We start from the raw sequence: 16,393 nt of genomic DNA on the forward strand, positions 1-16,393 counted from the left end.
CGGACCTCTCAGTGATGACGCAGGGTGTGCAGTGGCGGGCGCACCAGCAGCGGATAGGTCGCCACCACCCCGGCCACGCCGATCAGCAGCCCCGAACCCAGCACCCCGACCGTCCACAACCAGGGGTTGAAGACGAACGCGATGCCGAAGAGCTGCTCGGCGAGCAGCCAGCCGATGCCCTCGGCGAACACCGAGGCGAGCAGACCGGCGAGCAGACCGGCGACGACGAACTCCACCGCCAGCGCACCGAGCAGCCGCGCCCGTCCCACCCCGAGGGTGCGCAGGATGGCGTGCTCGACACGACGGTCCTCCAGGCTCGCCTGGATCCCCGCATACATCACCAGCAGCCCCGCGGCGAGGGTGAAGAGGAACACGTACTCCACCGCCAGCACCCCGCGATCGACCACCTGACGCACCTGCTGGAGCAGCGCGTCGACATCGAGCAGGGTGAGGTTGGGGAAGCGGCGCACCAGCTCGACGAGCAGCGACTCGTCGCTCGCCGGGACATGGAAGCTGGTGATATGGCTTGCCGGCTCGTCACCGAGCAACGCCGGCGAGGCGATGACGAAGAAGTTGACGTTGAAGCTGTCCCACTGCACCTCGCGCAGGCTGGTCACCGGGGCCGCGACCTCGCGCCCCGCGACCATGAAGGCGATCTCGTCGCCGAGCGAAATGCCCAGGGTCTCGGCCAGATCGCGCTCGACCGAGAACTGCGGCGGCGCAGCGGCATCCTGCCACCAGGCACCGGCGACGATACGATTGTCCGCGCCCAGCCGGGTACCGTAGCTGAGGTTGAACTCGCGCGTGGCGAGCCGCTCGGCGCGCGGATCGGCATAGTCCGAGGGCGCCACCGCGCGATCGTTGATCCGCACCAGCCGGCCCCGGATCATCGGGTCGAAGGCGACGTCCTCGATGCCCTGCGCGGCGAGCAACGCCCGCATCGGCTCGACCTGCTGCGGCTGGATGTTGATCGCGAACTGGTTCGGCGCCCCCGGCGGCAGACTCTCGCGCCAGCCCTGCAACAGATCGACCCGCACCACCGCGAGCAGCAGCAGCGCGAGGATGCCGACCCCGAACCCGGTGATCTGCAGCACCGCGCCGCCGGGACGGCGGGTCAGCGCCGCCAGCCCGAGCCGCCACAGCCCGCGGCTGCGCCCGGCGAGCAGCGCCGCCAGCCGCACCAGCGCGAGCACCGCGACCACCAGACAGGCGAGCGCCGCGGCCAGCCCGGCGAGCAACTTCCAGGCGAGCGCGAACTCGCCGGCCTGCCACAACACCAGGGCCGAGAGCGCCAGCGCCGCCAGCACCACGGCCAGCGCCACCGAGCCGCGCGGCGCGCCGAGATCGCGGCGCAGCGCGCGCAGCGGCGAGACCTGGGCGAGCTGCAGCAGCGGCGGCAGCGCGAAGCCGAGCAGGGTCACCAGCCCGGTGCCCAGGCCCACCAGCAGCGGCGACCAGGAGGCGGCCGGCAGCGCGGTGCCGAACCAGTCGCTGAACACCGCCAGCAGCCCGGCCTGGGCGATCCAGCCGAGTGCGGTGCCGAGCAGACTCGCGGCCAGCCCGAACATCACCAACCGCAACACGAATACCCGCATCAGCAGGTGTCGGCGGGCGCCGAGACAGCGCATCACCGCCACCGCATCGATCTGGCGTCCGACCAACCGGTGACTGGCCAGGGCGATCGCCGCCCCGGCCACCAGCAGGGTGCTGAGGCTGGCGAGGTGGAGAAAGCGCGAGGCACGCTCGACGGCATTGGCGAACTCGGGTCGCGCCGCGCTCGCGGTGAGCAGCTCGAACCCCGCGGTCTCGGCCCGCGATCCGGCCCAGGCGGCATAGTCGGCGACCGCGTCCTCGGGGCCGGCGAGCAACAGCCGATGGGTGGCGCGACTGGCCGGGCCGAGCAGCCCGGTGGCGGGCAGGTCGGCGGCGTTGAGCAGCACCCGCGGGGCGAGATTGAACAGCCGACCGCCGGCATCCGGCTCATAGGCGAGGATGGCGCCGATGCGCAGGTCCGTCTCGCCGAGCGTGAGAGGGTCGCCGACCTGCAGCTCGAGCAGGCGCAGCAGGCGCGACTCGACCCACAGCTCGCCGGCCGGCGGTCCCTGCTCGCGCGGCTGCTCGGCGGCGGCGAAATCGGCGCGCACCCGCAACTGGCCGCGCAGCGGATAACCCGGCTCGACCGCCTTGGCCTGCACCAGCTGCGGCCCGTCGGACCCCAGCACCACCGAGCGGAACTCGACGGTCGCGGCACTGACCAATCCCTGCGACTCGGCGCGATCGCGCCAGGCCGCGGGTGGCGCATCACTGCCCTCGAGTACCAGATCGGCGGCCAACAGCTCGCCGCCCTGACGCGCCATGCCCGCCTCGATGCGACTGGCGAAGAAGCCGACGGCGGTCACCGCCGCCACCGTCAGCACCAGCGCGGCGGTGAGCAGGTAGAGTTCGCCGCTGCGCCAGTCCTGGCGCAACAGCCGCAGTCCGATCCGCCAGGCCTTCATGCCAGGGCCTCCAGGCGGCCCTCGCGCATCGCCAGGCGGCGATCGCAGCGTGCGGCCAGCCCCGGATCGTGGGTGACCAGCACCAGCGCGGCACCGGCCTCGGCGCGCAGCTCGAACAGCAGCTCGATGATCTGCTCGCCGGTGGCCTGGTCGAGATTGCCGGTCGGCTCGTCGGCGAACAGCACCGCCGGGCGCGGTGCATAGGCGCGGGCGATCGCCACCCGCTGCTGCTCGCCGCCGGAGAGCTGGCGCGGATAGTGACCGGCGCGCGCGCCCAGCCCGACCCGCGCCAACGCCTCGTCGGCGCGCGCGGCGGCATCCGGGGTATCGGTCAGCTCCAGCGGCAGCAGCACGTTCTCGCGCGCGGTGAGCGTCGGCAGCAGCTGGAAGTTCTGGAACACGAAGCCGACCCGGCCGCTGCGCAGCTCGGCGCGACCGTCCTCGTCGAGCGCGCCGAGCGGCTCGCCGCACAGCCACACCTCGCCGCTGCTGGCGCGGTCGAGCCCGGCGAGCAGCCCGAGCAGGGTCGACTTGCCCGACCCCGAGGCGCCGAGGATGGCCAGCGCCTCGCCGGCGCCGACCTCAAGCTCCAGCCCCTCGAGGATGGTCAAGCCACCAGCGGGGCCGGTAACATGTTTATCCAGTCCCACCGCCTTGGATACGGTCTGACTCCGTTGCACTGACATGATCCGTCTACTCCTGATTGCTGCTCTGTCGCTGTGTGCCCCCCTCACCCTGGCCGCCACGCCGACCCTGCTGGTGCTCGGCGACAGCCTGAGCGCCGGTTATGGCATCGACCGCGAGCGGAGCTGGGTGCGACTGCTCGAACAACGTCTCGAGCAGGAGGCGCTGGCCTATCGTACGGTCAACGCGAGCGTGTCCGGGGAGACGACGGCGGGCGGCCTGACGCGGTTGCCGGCACTGCTCGAACGCCACCGCCCGGCGGTGGTGATCATCGAGCTCGGCGCCAATGACGGGTTGCGTGGGTTGAGCCTGGAGCGACTGCGCGCCAATCTCGACGCGCTCATCACCCAGACGCAGGCGAGCGGCAGCCGCGTACTGTTGCTCGGTGTGCGACTGCCGCCGAACTACGGTGCGGTCTACACCGATCGCTTTCAAGCGGTGTTCCGCGAGGCCGCCGCCGCACACGCGGTCCCGCTGGTGGCGGAGATGCTGCGCGGCATCGCCGAGGATCGCGCGCTGATGCAGGCCGACGGACTGCACCCCACGGCCGCCGCCCAGGCGCGCATCCTCGACAACGTCTGGCCGACGTTACACCCGCTGCTCGTCCCGCCGCGACACTGATCCCGAAGGGCCAGCGCCATTCATCACCCTTCTTTCAAGACCAGGAGAGCGCCATGCATCGCGTCACCATCGTCGGGTCGGGCTTCGCCGCCCTGACCGCCATCCAGCAGTTGCGCAAGTCGAACCCCGATGTCGAGATCACCCTGGTCAGCCCCGCGGCCGAGTTCGTCTATCTGCCCGGCCTGATCTGGGTGCCGCCGGGGCTGCGTCGGGGCGAAGACCTGCGCATCGACCTGACCCGCTTCCTGCAACGCATGCGGGTGCGCCACGTCGCCGCCGAGGCCACCGGCCTGAGCCACTGCGGGCGCACCCTGGAGACCACCCAGGCACCGATCAACAACGACGGGCTGATCATCGCCAGCGGCGGACGTTTCCTCAAGAAGCTGCCCGGCATCGAGCACGCCATCACGCCCTGCGAGGGCATCGCCGCGGCCGAGCGCATCCGCGAGCGCATCCGCGCCATGGACGGCGGCACCATCGCCCTGGGCTTCGCCGGCAACCCCAAGGAGCCGAGCGCGATGCGCGGCGGGCCGATGTTCGAATTCCTCTTCGGACTCGACAACCAGCTGCGCCAGGAGGGCCGGCGCGAACGCTTCGAGCTGGTGTTCTTCACCCCGGCGCCGCGCCCCGGCAACCGGCTCGGTCCCAAGGCGGTCGAGGGGCTGCTCGCGGAGATGCACCGCCGTGACATCCGCACCCATCTCGGTCACAAGCTCAAGGGCTTCTCCGAGCACGGGGTGAGCACCGAGGGCGGCGACTTCGCCGCCGACCTGATCCTGTTCATGCCGGGGATGACCGGCAACACCTGGTTCGACAACACCGAGCTGCCGCGCTCGCCCGGCGGACTGATCGAGGCCGAGCGCACTTGTCGCGTGCCGGGTTACGACCGGGTCTATGTCGCCGGCGACTCGGGCAGCTTCCCGGGACCTGAGTGGATGCCCAAGCAGGCGCACATGGCCGACCTGCAGGCGCGCACCGCGGCGCGCAACCTGCTCGCCGAGTTCGCCGGTCAGACACCGACCGAGACCTTCCGCGTCGAGCTGCTCTGCATCGTCGACGCCAATCGCGACGGCATGCTGGTGGCGCGTAACGAGCGCTTCAACCTGGTGCTGCCGAGCCTACGGGTCTTCCACTGGCTCAAGCGCTTCTTCGAGTGGAACTATCTGCGCCGCTTCCGTTGAGGGCGACGGGCGCCGGGGGAACGGCGCCGGAAGGGATCAGCTGAGGAACACGGGGCCGGCACATGCCGGCCCCGTCGCGTTCAGGGCCGCACCTCGGCCCCGGCGCCCTCCTTCTCGGGCGGCAGCAGGTCGGTCTTGTTCAGCCCCATCCACACCACCGCCGCGGTGGCGACATAGATCGAGGAGTAGGTACCGACCACCACGCCGATGATCAGCGCCAGCGAGAAGCCGCTGATCACCTCGCCACCGAGCATGTAGAGCGCGACCAGCACCAGCAGCGTGGTGCAGGAGGTGACCACGGTGCGCGAGAGCGTCTGACCGATCGAGGCGTTGATGATCTCGGTCACCGTGCCCTTGCGCATCTTGCGGAAGTTCTCGCGCACCCGGTCGAAGACCACGATGGTGTCGTTGAGCGAGTAGCCGATCACCGCCAGCACCGCCGCCAGCACCGTCAGGTCGAAGCTGATCTGGAACAGCGAGAACACGCCGAGCACGACGATCACATCGTGCACCAGCGCCACCACCGAGCCGACGGCGAAGCGCCACTCGAAACGCAGCGCGACATAGATGAGGATGCCGATCAGCGAGAACAGCACCGCCAGTCCACCCTGCTCGCGCAGCTCCTCGCCGACCTGGGGTCCGACGAACTCCACCCGTCGCAGATCCACCTCGCCTGCGGCGGCGGCACTCAACGCCTGGAAGACGCGATCGCTGAGTTGGGCGCTCGTCCCCTCGTCGTCGCTCCCCGGCGCGAGCCGGATCAGCACGTCCTGACGCGAGCCGAAGTGCTGCACCGTGGCGCCGACGAAACCGCCGGCCTCGAGCGCCCCGGTGACTTCGGCGAGTTCGGTCGGGGTCTCGTAGCCGACCTCGATCACGGTACCGCCGGTGAAGTCCAGCCCGAAGTCGAAGCCGCGTAGCAGCATCGACAGCAGTGCGATCACCAGCACCGCGCCGGAGACGATCGCGGCTGCACGCCGCATGCCCATGAAGTCGATGTTCAGGGTCTTGGCCATAGCCTTGTTGCGCATGCCGATCTCCTCAGATGGCCAGTTTCTTGACGTTACGACGGCCATAGATCAGGTTGATCATGGCGCGCGAGCCGAGGATGGCCGTGAACATCGAGGTGACGATACCGATGAACAGGGTCACGGCGAAGCCCTTGACCGGGCCGGTACCGAAGCTGAACAGCACCACGGCGGCGATCAGGGTGGTGACATTGGCATCGACGATGGTCGAGAGCGCCTTGTCGTAGCCGGCGCGGATGCTCGCCTGCGGCGTGCTGCCGTTGCGGATCTCCTCGCGGATACGCTCGAAGATCAGCACGTTGGCATCGACCGCCATGCCCACGGTGAGCACGATGCCGGCGATGCCCGGCAGGGTCAGGGTCGCCTGCAGCAGCGAGAGCACCGCCACGATCATCACCAGGTTGACCACCAGCACCAGGTCGGCGACCAGACCGAACACCCGGTAGTAGAGCGCCATGAACAGCGCCACCAGGCCGAGACCGATCATCACCGAGCGGAAGCCCTGGTCGATGTTGTCCTGACCCAGGCTGGGACCGATGGTGCGCTCCTCGACGATCTGGATCGGCGCGGCCAGCGCGCCCGAGCGCAGCAGCAGCGCGGTGTTGTGCGCCTCCTCGCTGCTGTCGAGCCCGGTGGTCTGGAAGCGGCGCCCGAAGGGTTCGCGGATGGTGGCGACGCTGATCACCTCCTCGACCTTGTGGGTGCGCTTGACCGGCTCGCCGTCGACCATCTCGGTGGTAGTGCGGTTCTCGATGAACACCACCGCCATCGGCTTGCCGACGTTCTCGGTGGTCACATCGCGCATCCGCCGCGCGCCCTGGCCGTCGAGGTTGACGAACACCGCCGGGGAGCCGCTCTGACCGTCGAAGCCTGCAGAGGCGTCGGTGATCTGGTCACCGGTGACGATCACCCGGCGCTTGAGCAGGATCGGCACGCCGTCGCGATCGCGATAGAGCCGGCTACCCACCGGCACCCGCCCGGAGACGGCATCGGCGACGCTGTGCTCGGTGTCGACCAGACGGTACTCGAGGGTCGCGGTGGCGCCGAGGATCTCCTTGAGCCGACCCGGGTCCTGGGCGCCGGGGAGCTGCACGACGATGCGCCGCTCGCCCTGACGGGCGATGCTCGGCTCGGCCACGCCGAGGGCGTTGACGCGGTTGCGCAGGGTGGTGATGTTCTGCTTGAGGGCGAAGTCCTTGATCTGCTCCTGCTCGGCCGGCTGCAGCACGGCACGGATCAGATAGGTGCCGCCCTGCTCGGCGCTGGAGAGCGCGAGGGCGCGGAATTCACGCCCGAGCAGCTTGTCGGCCGCGGCACGCGCCTCCTCGTCCTTGAACTTGACGAGGATCTCGCCACCGTCGCGCAGCACGGTCAGGTAACGCACCTTGTGCTCGCGCAACTGGGCGCGGATATCGCCGACATAGCGCTCGAGCGCCTGATCGAGCGCGCTCTCCATGTCGACGTCGATGACCACATGGATACCGCCACGCAGGTCGAGTCCGAGCGACATCGGGTTGAGCCCGAGCGCGCGCATCCACCCCGGCAGATCGGCCGAGAGGGTCAAGGCGGTGCGATACTGCTCGGCGAGGGTGCGCTCGATCGCCTCCTGACCGGCCAGCTGTTCACCGGAGAGGGCGAAGCGCGCGAGCAGCCGACCGTCCTCGCTCAGCTCGACGTCCTTGTAGGGCACCCCGGCGTTGTCGAGCACGGCGCGCACCTCGTCGACGCTCGTCTCGGTCACCTCGGCGCCGCGCGCGGCGGTGATCTCGATCGAAGGGTCCTGGGAGAACAGGTTCGGCATCGCCAACAACAGGCCGAGCAGGACCACGCCCAGGATCAGTAGATTCTTCCACAGGGGGTATCGGTTCATTGCATGTCCAAGTGCAAGGGCATTGGGGATGCCACTGCGCGCAACGGAAAAACGGGGACGCGGATCGGACACCGATCCAGGGCTGGGGGTGTGATCCGCGAGATGGGTCGGACACGATGACGCCCGAGGCCGCGACCGGCCTCGGGCGTCCGCACGATCTTAGAGATCCTTCAGCGTGCCCTTGGGCATCACCGACTCGACGGCCTGGCGACGCGCCTTGATCTGAACGCCATCGGCGATCTCGATCAGGATGAAGTTCTCGCCGAGATCGGCGATGCGCCCGGCGATGCCGCCGAGGGTCACGATCTCATCGCCCTTGGCCAGGGCCTCGACCATCTTGCGGTGTTCCTTCTGTCGCTTCGCCTGCGGACGGATCAGCAGGAAGTAGAAGACGACGGCGAACAGCACCAGAGGCAGCAGGGCCATGAAGGGGTCGCCGCCAGCAGCGGCCGCTTCGCCCTGGGCGAAGGCGTCGGAGATAAAGAAGCTCATATCGGTTCCTTCGGCGTTTGGATCGATCTCACCCGATCCAGTGGATGTGGAAACGCACCGACGCGGCCTGGACCGCGCGATCGCGGGAATTCCAGCGCGCGATTATCGCACAGCGCCGGCCAAGATACAGCGTCGCCACCGACCGCACCGGCGAGGCGTGTGCACGATGGCGCGGCACGCCATCAATCCGCCAGGCCGCGCAGCGCCTTGAATTCGGCGACGAACTCGGCCAGCCGTCCAGCGGCGATGGCCGCACGCAGCCCGGCCATCAGCTCCTGGTAGTAGTGCAGATTGTGGATCGTGGCCAGACGCGAGCCGAGGATCTCCTTGCAGCGATCGAGATGGTGGAGATAGGCGCGACTGTAGTGGCGACAGGTGTAGCAGCTGCACTCGGGATCGAGCGGGCGCTCGTCGGTGCGGTGCGCGGCATTGCGGATCTTGATGGTGCCGTGCCGGGTGAACAGATAGCCGTTGCGCGCGTTGCGTGTCGGCATCACGCAGTCGAACATGTCGACCCCGCGACAGACCGCGGCGACGATATCCTCCGGGGTGCCGACCCCCATCAGATAGCGCGGGTGATCGACCGGCAGCTTGTCGGAGAGGAAGTCGAGCACCCGCAGCCGGTCGGCCTCGGGCTCGCCGACCGACAGTCCGCCGATGGCATAGCCGTCGAAGCCGATGCGCATCAGGCCTTCGAGCGAGTCGGCGCGCGGCCCCTCGTGCATGCCGCCCTGGACGATACCGAACAGTGCCGCGGGATTGTCGCCGTGGGCCTCGCGCGAGCGCGCCGCCCAGCGCAGCGACAGCTCCATCGAGGCGCGCGCCTGGGCCTCGTCGGCCGGATACGGGGTGCACTCGTCGAAGATCATCACGATATCCGAGCCGAGCTCGCGCTGCACCTGCATCGACACCTCAGGGCTCATGAACACCCGACTGCCATCGACCGGGGAGCGGAAGTGCACCCCCTCCTCGGTGATCTTGCGCAGCTCGCCGAGGCTGAACACCTGGAAGCCGCCCGAGTCGGTGAGGATGGGTCGCTCCCAGTGCATGAAGTCGTGCAGGTCGCCATGACGGCGGATCACCTCGGTGCCGGGGCGCAGCATCAGGTGGAAGGTGTTGCCGAGCACGATCTCGGCGCCGAGCTCGCGCAGCTCCTCCGGGCTCATCGCCTTGACCGTGCCATAGGTGCCCACCGGCATGAACGCCGGGGTCTCGACCGTGCCACGGGGGAAGTGCAGCCGGGCACGCCGCGCCAGCCCGTCGCGGGCGAGCAGTTCGAATTCCATCAGGTTCTCCTCGGGATTGTCAGGGGACGAGCCGGCCCACCACCTCGGCCAGATCGGTCGCGCGCCAGCCCGGCGGCGCCAGGCCCTCGGGCCAGGGACGCAGGTCGCGATCGATCCAGGCCGCGCGCAGCCCGCAGGCGCGCGCCGCGGCGACGTCGCGCTCGGGGTCGTCGCCGAGGTGCAGCGCCTCCTCGGGACGACAGCCGGCAAGCGCCAGAGCACGCTCGAAGAGCGCCGGATCGGGCTTGGCCGCGCCGACGTCGACGGCATTGAGCGAGTGCGCGAACAGCCCGCGCAACGGGGTGGCCTGCACCTCGGCATTGCCGTTGGTCAACGAGATCAACCGATAGTGCCGTCCGAGCATACGCAGCGCCGGGATCACGTCGGGATAGGGCGTGACCCGGTTGCGATGATCGAGGAACAGACGCAGTCCGGCCTCGGCCAGCCCCACCCGATAGCCGTGACGGGCGAGCAGCAGACGCAGCGAGCGCAACCGGATCTCGCCGAGATCATGGGCGTGATGCGGCAGGCGCTCGGCGAGCCGCTGGCGATGACGGCGCAGCGCGGTGATGTCGTGGGCCTCGGCCAGGCGTGGCGCCACCGCACGCAACCAATCGTGGAGCGCGCGCTCGGCCCCCTCGATCACCGGCTTGCAGGGCCAGAGGGTATCGTCGAGATCCAGGGTGATGAGACGCAGCGGCGGAACGGACATGCGGTGACCGGCGATCCTAAAGCTCCATTGTGCCCGTAATCGACAGCGCGCTCCAGACGCCGCGGCCAGCGGCCAGCGGCCAGCGGCCAGCGGCCAGCGGCCAGAAGATTGCACCGCGAAGGCGCGAAGCGCGCAAAGGGGTTTGGATAGGCAAGACTCCAACGCCGACGCGGGGCATCACTGGAGGCTGTCAGCTGGCGGCTGGCGGCTGATCGCTGGAAGCCCTTCTCACTCTTTGCGCCCTTTGGGCCTTTGCGGTTCAAACTTCCTGTCGGCTGGCGGCTGGCGGCTGGCGGCTGGCGGCTGGAAGCCCTTCTCTTCTTCGCGCCCTTTGGGCCTTTGCGGTTCAAACTTCCTGGCGGCTGGCGACGCCCTACGCGAGCAGCGCGCGATGGCGTTGACGCAGCTTGGCGAGCTTGGGGTCGATCACCGCCTGGCAGTAGGGCTGCCGGGGGTGGCGGCGGAAGTAGCCCTGGTGCTCGGGTTCGGCCGGGTGGAAGGTCGGCGCCGGGGTGAGTTCGGTGACGATGGGATTGGGCCAGAGTCCGGCGGCATCGAGCCGGGCGATCATCGCCGCGGCCTGCTCGCGCTGCGCCTCGCCGTGATGGAAGATCACCGAGCGGTACTGGGTGCCGACATCGGCGCCCTGACGGTTGCGCGTGGTCGGGTCATGGAGGGTGAAGAACACCTCGAGCAGGGTCTCGTAGCCGATCACCGTCGGATCGAATCGCACCTGCACCACCTCCGCATGACCGGTATCGCCACGACAGACATCGCGGTAACTCGGTTGCTCCAGCGCACCGCCGGCATAGCCGGAGACCACCGTCTCCACGCCACGCAGCCGCTCGAATCCCGCCTCCAGACACCAGAAGCAACCGCCTCCCAGTGTCGCCGTCTCGTGCTGCATGCTGTCTCCTCCGGCGATCGCCATGTCGTTGAGCCTTCCCGGCAGGGACCGGGGTCTCGGCCCAGAGATTGCGACGACCGGGTGGATGGACAAGGCCGGCGCCACCCCGAACGCGACCGCCCCCTGCCCGCCGGTCGGTTGCCGACTGATGGATATCAATGCGCCGCCACTACCTCATGACCGCATGCTTGACCTCGACATCTCACTATCGGTCAAAAAAGACGTGGCTGGCGCCAGATTAGGCCCCAGAGCGGCCTTGACAAGAAAAACATTAATTAAGAAACTTATGATGTACTAAAGCTGGGGCTTTGGTGCATCCTTCAACCTCCTTTGGTGGTAATGATTTGAAGCGCGGCTCACCGCCGCGCTTTTTTTATGTCTCGCGCCCGGCCAGCAACCGCAGCCCATACGGCAACTCGCCGGGATCGACCCGGGCACCGACCAGCAGCGCATCGATCGTGCGTTCGGCGGCGAGCCAGTCGCGCTCGGCACCACCCGGCGCGAACCCGCGCCGCTCGGCCAGATAGTAGGCCGCCTCGGCGATCATCCGCCGTCTCCGCGCCGCACCCTCCCCTGCAACCTCTTGCATCGCATGCCTCCTCGCATCGGTTCGGTAACACCTGCACGGCACAATCCTGCCTCGACACCGTCTCGACGGGATGACGACCGGCGGGCCAAGCCGCTTGCAGCGCCGTCGTGACGGCGCGATGCTTCATACACGAAACGAAGCAAAAAACGCCATCCACACTCTTGCAGAGGACCGACATGGCCGCCCCCAAGCTCTCCCTGTCACGTCGCATCCGACTCGCCCTGAAGCAGGCCTGGCGCACCCTCGGCGACTCGCAACCCGTCGCCGAACCAGACGCACAGCGCAAGCACGATGAAGGCGATCGGCGAGATGCGCAAGAGGCCGCGCTACAGCTGCTCGCACTGTTCCAGCGCGAGGGTCGTCTGGTCGATTTCCTGCAGCAGGACATCACCGCCAGCGACGACGCGACGCTTGGCGCCGCAGCGCGAATCGTGCACACAGGGTGTCGCCGAGTGCTCGACGAGCACCTGCCGCTCGCCCCGATCTGCCAAGCGCCCGAGGGCGCCCGCATCACCCTCGAGCCCGGCTTCGACGCCAACCGGCTGCACCCGAGCGGTGCGCTGGTCGGCAGCCCACCCTTCACCGGCACCCTGGTACACCCCGGCTGGGAGGTGCGCGCGGTCCGCCTGCCCGAGCCCGTCGCGGGTCACGACCCACGCATCATCGCCGCGGCGGAGGTGGAGCTGTGAGCACCCCGCGCCATGCCGTCGGCATCGATCTCGGCACCACCCATTGCGCCCTCTCCTGGATCGACGCCGCCAACAGCGAAGGCGAGCAAATCGCGCAGCACCAGCTGACGATCCCGCAACTGACCGCCCCCGGCACCCTGGAGGCAGGCGCGCTGCTGCCCGCCTTCCTCTATCTGCCGCACCGCGACGAGCTCGCCCCCGGCGCGCTCACCCTGCCCTGGCCGGCCGCGCCGAGCCCGATCGCCGGCGCGCTGGCCCGTGCGCTCGGCCTCGCCACCCCGATCCGGCTGGTGGCGAGCGCGAAGAGCTGGTTGTGTCACCCCGAGGTCGATCGCGAGGCGCCGATCCTGCCGCTCGAGGCCCCGGACGAGGTCGAGCGGATCTCGCCGCTGGCCGCGACCATGCAGTATCTCGCCCATCTGCAGGCGGCCTGGGACAGCGCCCACCCCAGGGACCCGCTCGCCGCCCAGGCGCTGACCATCACCGTCCCCGCCTCCTTCGATCCGGCCGCGCGCGAGCTCACCGCCACGGCGGCGCGCGCCGTCGGACTCGACGACTTCACCCTGCTCGAGGAGCCGCAGGCGGCACTCTACAGCTGGATCGCGGCAAGCGCCGGCGGCTGGCGCGAGCAGGTCGCGGTCGGCGACCTGATCCTGGTGATCGACGTCGGCGGCGGCACCACCGATCTCTCGCTGATCGCCGTCGACGCGCGCGAGGGCGCGCTCGAACTGACCCGGGTCGCGGTCGGCGAGCACATCCTGCTCGGCGGCGACAACATGGACCTCGCGCTCGCCCACCGGCTGCGCGCCAAGCTCGCCGCCGCCGGGGTCGAACTCGACCGCTGGCAGCTCCAGCAGCTCACCCACGGCTGTCGCGACGCCAAGGAGGCACTGTTCGCCGACCCCGCGCTGGAGCGCCTGCCGGTAGTCCTGGCCAGCCGCGGCGCGCGCCTGGTCGGCGCCAGCATCCGCACCGAGCTGACCCGCGCAGAGCTCGAGGAGACCCTGGTCGAGGGCTTCTTCCCCGAGGTCGCGGCCGACAGCCACCCCCAGGGTCGCGCCCGCGCCGCGCTCACCCGGGTCGGGCTGCCCTATGCGCAGGACCCGGCGATCACCCGTCACCTGGCCGCCTTCCTCACCCGCCACCGCGAGGCTGCAGCGCCCGCCGCGACGCTCGCGCGACCGACGGCGGTGCTGTTCAACGGCGGGGTGTTCAAGGCCGAGGCGTTGCGCGAGCGGGTGATGGCCGTGCTTGCCGCCTGGTTGGCGCCGACCGGCGCGCCGCCACCGCGCCAGCTCACCGCCACCGATCTCGATCTCGCCGTCGCCCGTGGCGCCGCCTTCCACGCCCATGCCCGTCGCCACGGCGGGGTGCGGATCCGCGGCGGGACCTCACATGCCTACTATGTCGGTGTCGAGGGCGCGGCCCCGGCGGTACCCGGGATCGAGCCGGAGCTTGCCGCGCTCTGTCTGGTCCCGCTCGGGCTGGAGGAGGGCTCGCCCGCAGCGGCGCCAGATCAGGAGTTCGGCCTGGTGGTCGGCGAGCCGGTGCGCTTTCGCTTCTTCGGCGCCGACCTCAGAGGCGATGACCGCGTCGGCGACCTGCTCGAGGAATGGTCACCGGATGAGTTGAGCGAACTCGAGGAGGTCCAGGTCACCCTCACTGCGCACCGCCACCGCCCCGGCGAGGTGGTCGCGGTGCGACTGCAGGCGGCAGTGACCGAGACCGGCACCCTGGAGCTGACCGCACTGCCGAGCGACGGTGGCGATGAGCGCTGGGCGGTGGCCTTCGATACCCGCGGTCGCCACACCCGGCGTTAGGCGCCACCCGCAGCCGAGACGATAAGGGGTACACTGGATGCGTCGCGCCCCAGGGTCGCGAACCGCGCGCAACGACAGCAGCAGGAACCGAGTCGATGGCGAAACAGCCCACGGGATCGAAAACCAAGCCCAGCACCCGGCGGCGCCGCAGCGCGGCCAAGGACACGGTCGGGACCAACCCGCCGCCGACGCCGCAGACCACCGAGTCACCGATCTCGTCGGAGACGGCCAGCGCTGCGCCTGTCCCCCAGGAGCGTCCCACCACGCAATCAAGACTCGAGCCGGAGCAGCCGGAGCAGCCGGAGCAGCCGGAGCAGCCGGAGCAGCCGGAGCAGCCGGAGCAGCCGGAGCAGCCGGAGCAGCCGGAGCAGCCGGAGCAGCCGGAGCAGCCGGAGCAGCCGGAGCAGCCGGAGGCTAGCCCGGTGGTGGCGCAGCCGCCAGCCCGTGAGGCTCCCGCGCCGTATCCCGAGTCCGAGCCCCCTCCCCCGTCCGCGCCGGCGCGCCCCGGGCTGTTCGTGGTCCATGTCACCCCGGAGCTGGCCACCGTGGCCAAGGTCGGCGGGCTGGCCGACGTGGTCTTCGGACTCAGCCGCGAGTTGGCGATCCGCGGCAACCATGTCGAGATCGTGCTGCCGAAGTACGCCTCGATGCGCTACGACCAGATCTACGACCTGCACGAGGTCCACCGCGACCTGTGGGTGCCCTGGTACGACGGGGCGATCCATTGCAGCGTCTATTTCGGCTTCGTCCACGACCGCAAGTGCTTCTTCATCGAGCCGCACTCGGGCGACGACTTCTTCGATCGTCCGGCGATCTACGGCTATCCCGACGACGTGCTGCGCTATGCCTTCTTCTCGCGCGCGGCCATCGAGTTCCTCTGGCAGAGCGGCAAGCACCCCGACGTGATCCACTGCCACGACTGGCAAACCGCGCTGTTGCCGGTCTATCTCTACGAGTTCTATCAGCGTCTGGGGATGACTCACCCCCGGGTCTGTCTGACCATCCACAACTTCGCCCATCAGGGCGTGGTCGACGGCGAGCTGCTGCACGCCACCGGGCTGCAGCACCCCGCGCGTTTTCATCACCACGACCGTCTCGGCGACCCGCGCTACCCGGGCATGCTCAACCTGCTCAAGGGCGGCATCGTCTATTCCAACTTCGTCACCACGGTCTCGCCGCGCTATGCCTTCGAGACCAAGGACCAGGGACAGGGCTTCGGTCTCGAAGGCGTGCTCCACGCCCACCAGATCAAGTACGGCGGGGTGGTCAACGGCATCGACTACGACCTCTGGAACCCCGAGATCGACCGCCACATCCCGGCGCGCTACGGCCTCGAGACCATCGAGGCCAAGTACGACGACAAGCGCGCGCTGCGCCAACGGCTGATGCTCGCCGACAACGAGAAGGCGATCGTCGCCTTCATCGGCCGGCTCGACCCGCAGAAGGGGCTCGAGCTGGTGCGTCACGCGATCTTCTACACCCTCGAGCGCGGCGCCCAGTTCGTGCTCCTCGGCTCCAGTCCGGACCCGGCGATCAATGCCGACTTCTGGGGGCTCAAGCGGATGCTCAACGACAGCCCCGACTGTCATCTCGAGATCGGCTTCGACGAGGAGTTGGCGCACCTGATCTATGCCGGCGCCGACATGATGCTGGTGCCCAGCCGCTTCGAGCCCTGCGGGCTGACCCAGATGATCGCGCTGCGCTACGGCACCATCCCGGTGGTGCGCGCCGTCGGCGGACTGGCCGATACCGTGTTCGACAAGGATCACGCCGCCCGCCCGCTGCACGAGCGCAACGGCTATGTGTTCAACGACTACGACCACGCCGGGCTGGAATCGGCCCTGGGCCGGGCGATCGCCTGTTACCACGACTATCCCGGTGACTTCCGCGCGCTGATGCACAACGCGATGCGTACCGACTATTCCTGGAACCGTCCCGGTCAGGACTATCTCAACATCTACGACTACATTCGTAACGGCTGAGGTCGGCGGCCATCAGCAGCCTGTGGCGAGTAAG

At 69.3% G+C, this 16,393-nt stretch carries 14 protein-coding genes; 5 read left to right on the forward strand and 9 right to left on the reverse strand.

What is annotated here, in order from left to right; genetic code table 11:
- Nucleotides 1–8: 8 nt before the first annotated feature.
- Complete coding sequence (locus ACAM26_RS00555) at nucleotides 9–2,498, reverse strand: ABC transporter permease (RefSeq protein ID WP_369612925.1); 2,490 nt, start codon at nucleotides 2,496–2,498, stop codon at nucleotides 9–11.
- Nucleotides 2,495–3,184, reverse strand: coding sequence for an ABC transporter ATP-binding protein (locus tag ACAM26_RS00560; protein ID WP_123139928.1), 690 nt, complete (start codon nucleotides 3,182–3,184; stop codon nucleotides 2,495–2,497). Before ACAM26_RS00560 ends, ACAM26_RS00555 begins: the two co-directional genes overlap by 4 nt.
- Here ACAM26_RS00560 and ACAM26_RS00565 point away from each other — a divergent pair.
- A complete protein-coding gene (locus tag ACAM26_RS00565) occupies nucleotides 3,183–3,803 on the forward strand; it encodes an arylesterase (RefSeq protein WP_123143249.1) in 621 nt (206 codons plus the stop codon). The two genes, ACAM26_RS00560 and ACAM26_RS00565, sit on opposite strands and share 2 nt — an antisense overlap.
- A 53-nt stretch (nucleotides 3,804–3,856) precedes the next feature.
- The gene (locus ACAM26_RS00570) at nucleotides 3,857–4,984 is read left to right on the forward strand and encodes an NAD(P)/FAD-dependent oxidoreductase (protein ID WP_369612926.1); all 1,128 of its coding nucleotides are present in this window, start codon (nucleotides 3,857–3,859) and stop codon (nucleotides 4,982–4,984) included.
- 80 nt (nucleotides 4,985–5,064) lie between these two features.
- Here the strand turns inward: ACAM26_RS00570 and secF are convergent, their stop codons facing one another.
- The 7 genes from secF to ACAM26_RS00605 all read right to left on the reverse strand — a co-directional run bounded on the left by secF (nucleotide 5,065) and on the right by ACAM26_RS00605 (nucleotide 11,868).
- Nucleotides 5,065–6,015 carry a protein translocase subunit SecF gene (gene secF, locus ACAM26_RS00575; protein WP_123139931.1) on the reverse strand — a complete coding sequence of 317 codons (951 nt, stop codon included), beginning with the start codon at nucleotides 6,013–6,015 and terminating at the stop codon, nucleotides 5,065–5,067.
- Between the two features lie 10 nt (nucleotides 6,016–6,025).
- Complete coding sequence (secD, locus tag ACAM26_RS00580; RefSeq protein WP_123139932.1) at nucleotides 6,026–7,882, reverse strand: protein translocase subunit SecD; 1,857 nt, start codon at nucleotides 7,880–7,882, stop codon at nucleotides 6,026–6,028.
- A gap of 159 nt (nucleotides 7,883–8,041) precedes the next feature.
- Nucleotides 8,042–8,374 carry a preprotein translocase subunit YajC gene (yajC, locus tag ACAM26_RS00585; protein ID WP_123139933.1) on the reverse strand — a complete coding sequence of 111 codons (333 nt, stop codon included), beginning with the start codon at nucleotides 8,372–8,374 and terminating at the stop codon, nucleotides 8,042–8,044.
- A gap of 182 nt (nucleotides 8,375–8,556) precedes the next feature.
- Nucleotides 8,557–9,660, reverse strand: a complete 1,104-nt coding sequence (tgt, locus tag ACAM26_RS00590) for a tRNA guanosine(34) transglycosylase Tgt (RefSeq protein WP_123139934.1) — start codon at nucleotides 9,658–9,660, stop codon at nucleotides 8,557–8,559.
- A gap of 19 nt (nucleotides 9,661–9,679) precedes the next feature.
- Nucleotides 9,680–10,372, reverse strand: coding sequence for an HAD family hydrolase (locus ACAM26_RS00595; RefSeq protein WP_123139935.1), 693 nt, complete (start codon nucleotides 10,370–10,372; stop codon nucleotides 9,680–9,682).
- A 373-nt stretch (nucleotides 10,373–10,745) separates the two neighbouring features.
- Complete coding sequence (msrA, locus tag ACAM26_RS00600; RefSeq protein ID WP_123139936.1) at nucleotides 10,746–11,279, reverse strand: peptide-methionine (S)-S-oxide reductase MsrA; 534 nt, start codon at nucleotides 11,277–11,279, stop codon at nucleotides 10,746–10,748.
- Between the two features lie 373 nt (nucleotides 11,280–11,652).
- Nucleotides 11,653–11,868, reverse strand: a complete 216-nt coding sequence (locus ACAM26_RS00605; RefSeq protein WP_369612927.1) for a DUF2934 domain-containing protein — start codon at nucleotides 11,866–11,868, stop codon at nucleotides 11,653–11,655.
- Nucleotides 11,869–12,044: 176 nt separating this feature from the next.
- Between ACAM26_RS00605 and ACAM26_RS00610 the strand changes: the two genes are divergently transcribed.
- The 3 genes from ACAM26_RS00610 to ACAM26_RS00620 all read left to right on the forward strand — a co-directional run bounded on the left by ACAM26_RS00610 (nucleotide 12,045) and on the right by ACAM26_RS00620 (nucleotide 16,359).
- Entirely contained in the window at nucleotides 12,045–12,557 is a 513-nt protein-coding gene (locus tag ACAM26_RS00610; protein WP_369612928.1) for a DUF2760 domain-containing protein, read from the forward strand.
- Nucleotides 12,554–14,377, forward strand: a complete 1,824-nt coding sequence (locus tag ACAM26_RS00615; protein WP_369612929.1) for an Hsp70 family protein — start codon at nucleotides 12,554–12,556, stop codon at nucleotides 14,375–14,377. Before ACAM26_RS00610 ends, ACAM26_RS00615 begins: the two co-directional genes overlap by 4 nt.
- Nucleotides 14,378–14,472: 95 nt before the next feature.
- On the forward strand, nucleotides 14,473–16,359 hold the full coding sequence (locus tag ACAM26_RS00620) for a glycogen synthase (RefSeq protein ID WP_369612930.1): 1,887 nt from the start codon (nucleotides 14,473–14,475) through the stop codon (nucleotides 16,357–16,359).
- The last annotated feature ends 34 nt before the right edge of the window (nucleotides 16,360–16,393 follow it).

The sequence above is a fragment of the Marichromatium sp. PS1 genome (assembly GCF_041155115.1).
GTDB classification, from domain to species: Bacteria; Pseudomonadota; Gammaproteobacteria; order Chromatiales; family Chromatiaceae; genus Marichromatium; species Marichromatium gracile.

What these genes read in the sequence shown, in the direction of transcription:
- ACAM26_RS00555 (WP_369612925.1), bottom strand. Translation starts at nt 2,498, where the DNA reads ATGAAGGCCTGGCGGATCGGACTGCGGCTGTTGCGCCAGGACTGGCGC.
- ACAM26_RS00565 (WP_123143249.1), top strand. Translation starts at nt 3,183, where the DNA reads ATGATCCGTCTACTCCTGATTGCTGCTCTGTCGCTGTGTGCCCCCCTC.
- ACAM26_RS00560 (WP_123139928.1), bottom strand. Translation starts at nt 3,184, where the DNA reads ATGTCAGTGCAACGGAGTCAGACCGTATCCAAGGCGGTGGGACTGGAT.
- ACAM26_RS00570 (WP_369612926.1), top strand. Translation starts at nt 3,857, where the DNA reads ATGCATCGCGTCACCATCGTCGGGTCGGGCTTCGCCGCCCTGACCGCC.
- secF (WP_123139931.1), bottom strand. Translation starts at nt 6,015, where the DNA reads ATGCGCAACAAGGCTATGGCCAAGACCCTGAACATCGACTTCATGGGC.
- secD (WP_123139932.1), bottom strand. Translation starts at nt 7,882, where the DNA reads ATGAACCGATACCCCCTGTGGAAGAATCTACTGATCCTGGGCGTGGTC.
- yajC (WP_123139933.1), bottom strand. Translation starts at nt 8,374, where the DNA reads ATGAGCTTCTTTATCTCCGACGCCTTCGCCCAGGGCGAAGCGGCCGCT.
- tgt (WP_123139934.1), bottom strand. Translation starts at nt 9,660, where the DNA reads ATGGAATTCGAACTGCTCGCCCGCGACGGGCTGGCGCGGCGTGCCCGG.
- ACAM26_RS00595 (WP_123139935.1), bottom strand. Translation starts at nt 10,372, where the DNA reads ATGTCCGTTCCGCCGCTGCGTCTCATCACCCTGGATCTCGACGATACC.
- msrA (WP_123139936.1), bottom strand. Translation starts at nt 11,279, where the DNA reads ATGCAGCACGAGACGGCGACACTGGGAGGCGGTTGCTTCTGGTGTCTG.
- ACAM26_RS00605 (WP_369612927.1), bottom strand. Translation starts at nt 11,868, where the DNA reads ATGCAAGAGGTTGCAGGGGAGGGTGCGGCGCGGAGACGGCGGATGATC.
- ACAM26_RS00610 (WP_369612928.1), top strand. Translation starts at nt 12,045, where the DNA reads ATGGCCGCCCCCAAGCTCTCCCTGTCACGTCGCATCCGACTCGCCCTG.
- ACAM26_RS00620 (WP_369612930.1), top strand. Translation starts at nt 14,473, where the DNA reads ATGGCGAAACAGCCCACGGGATCGAAAACCAAGCCCAGCACCCGGCGG.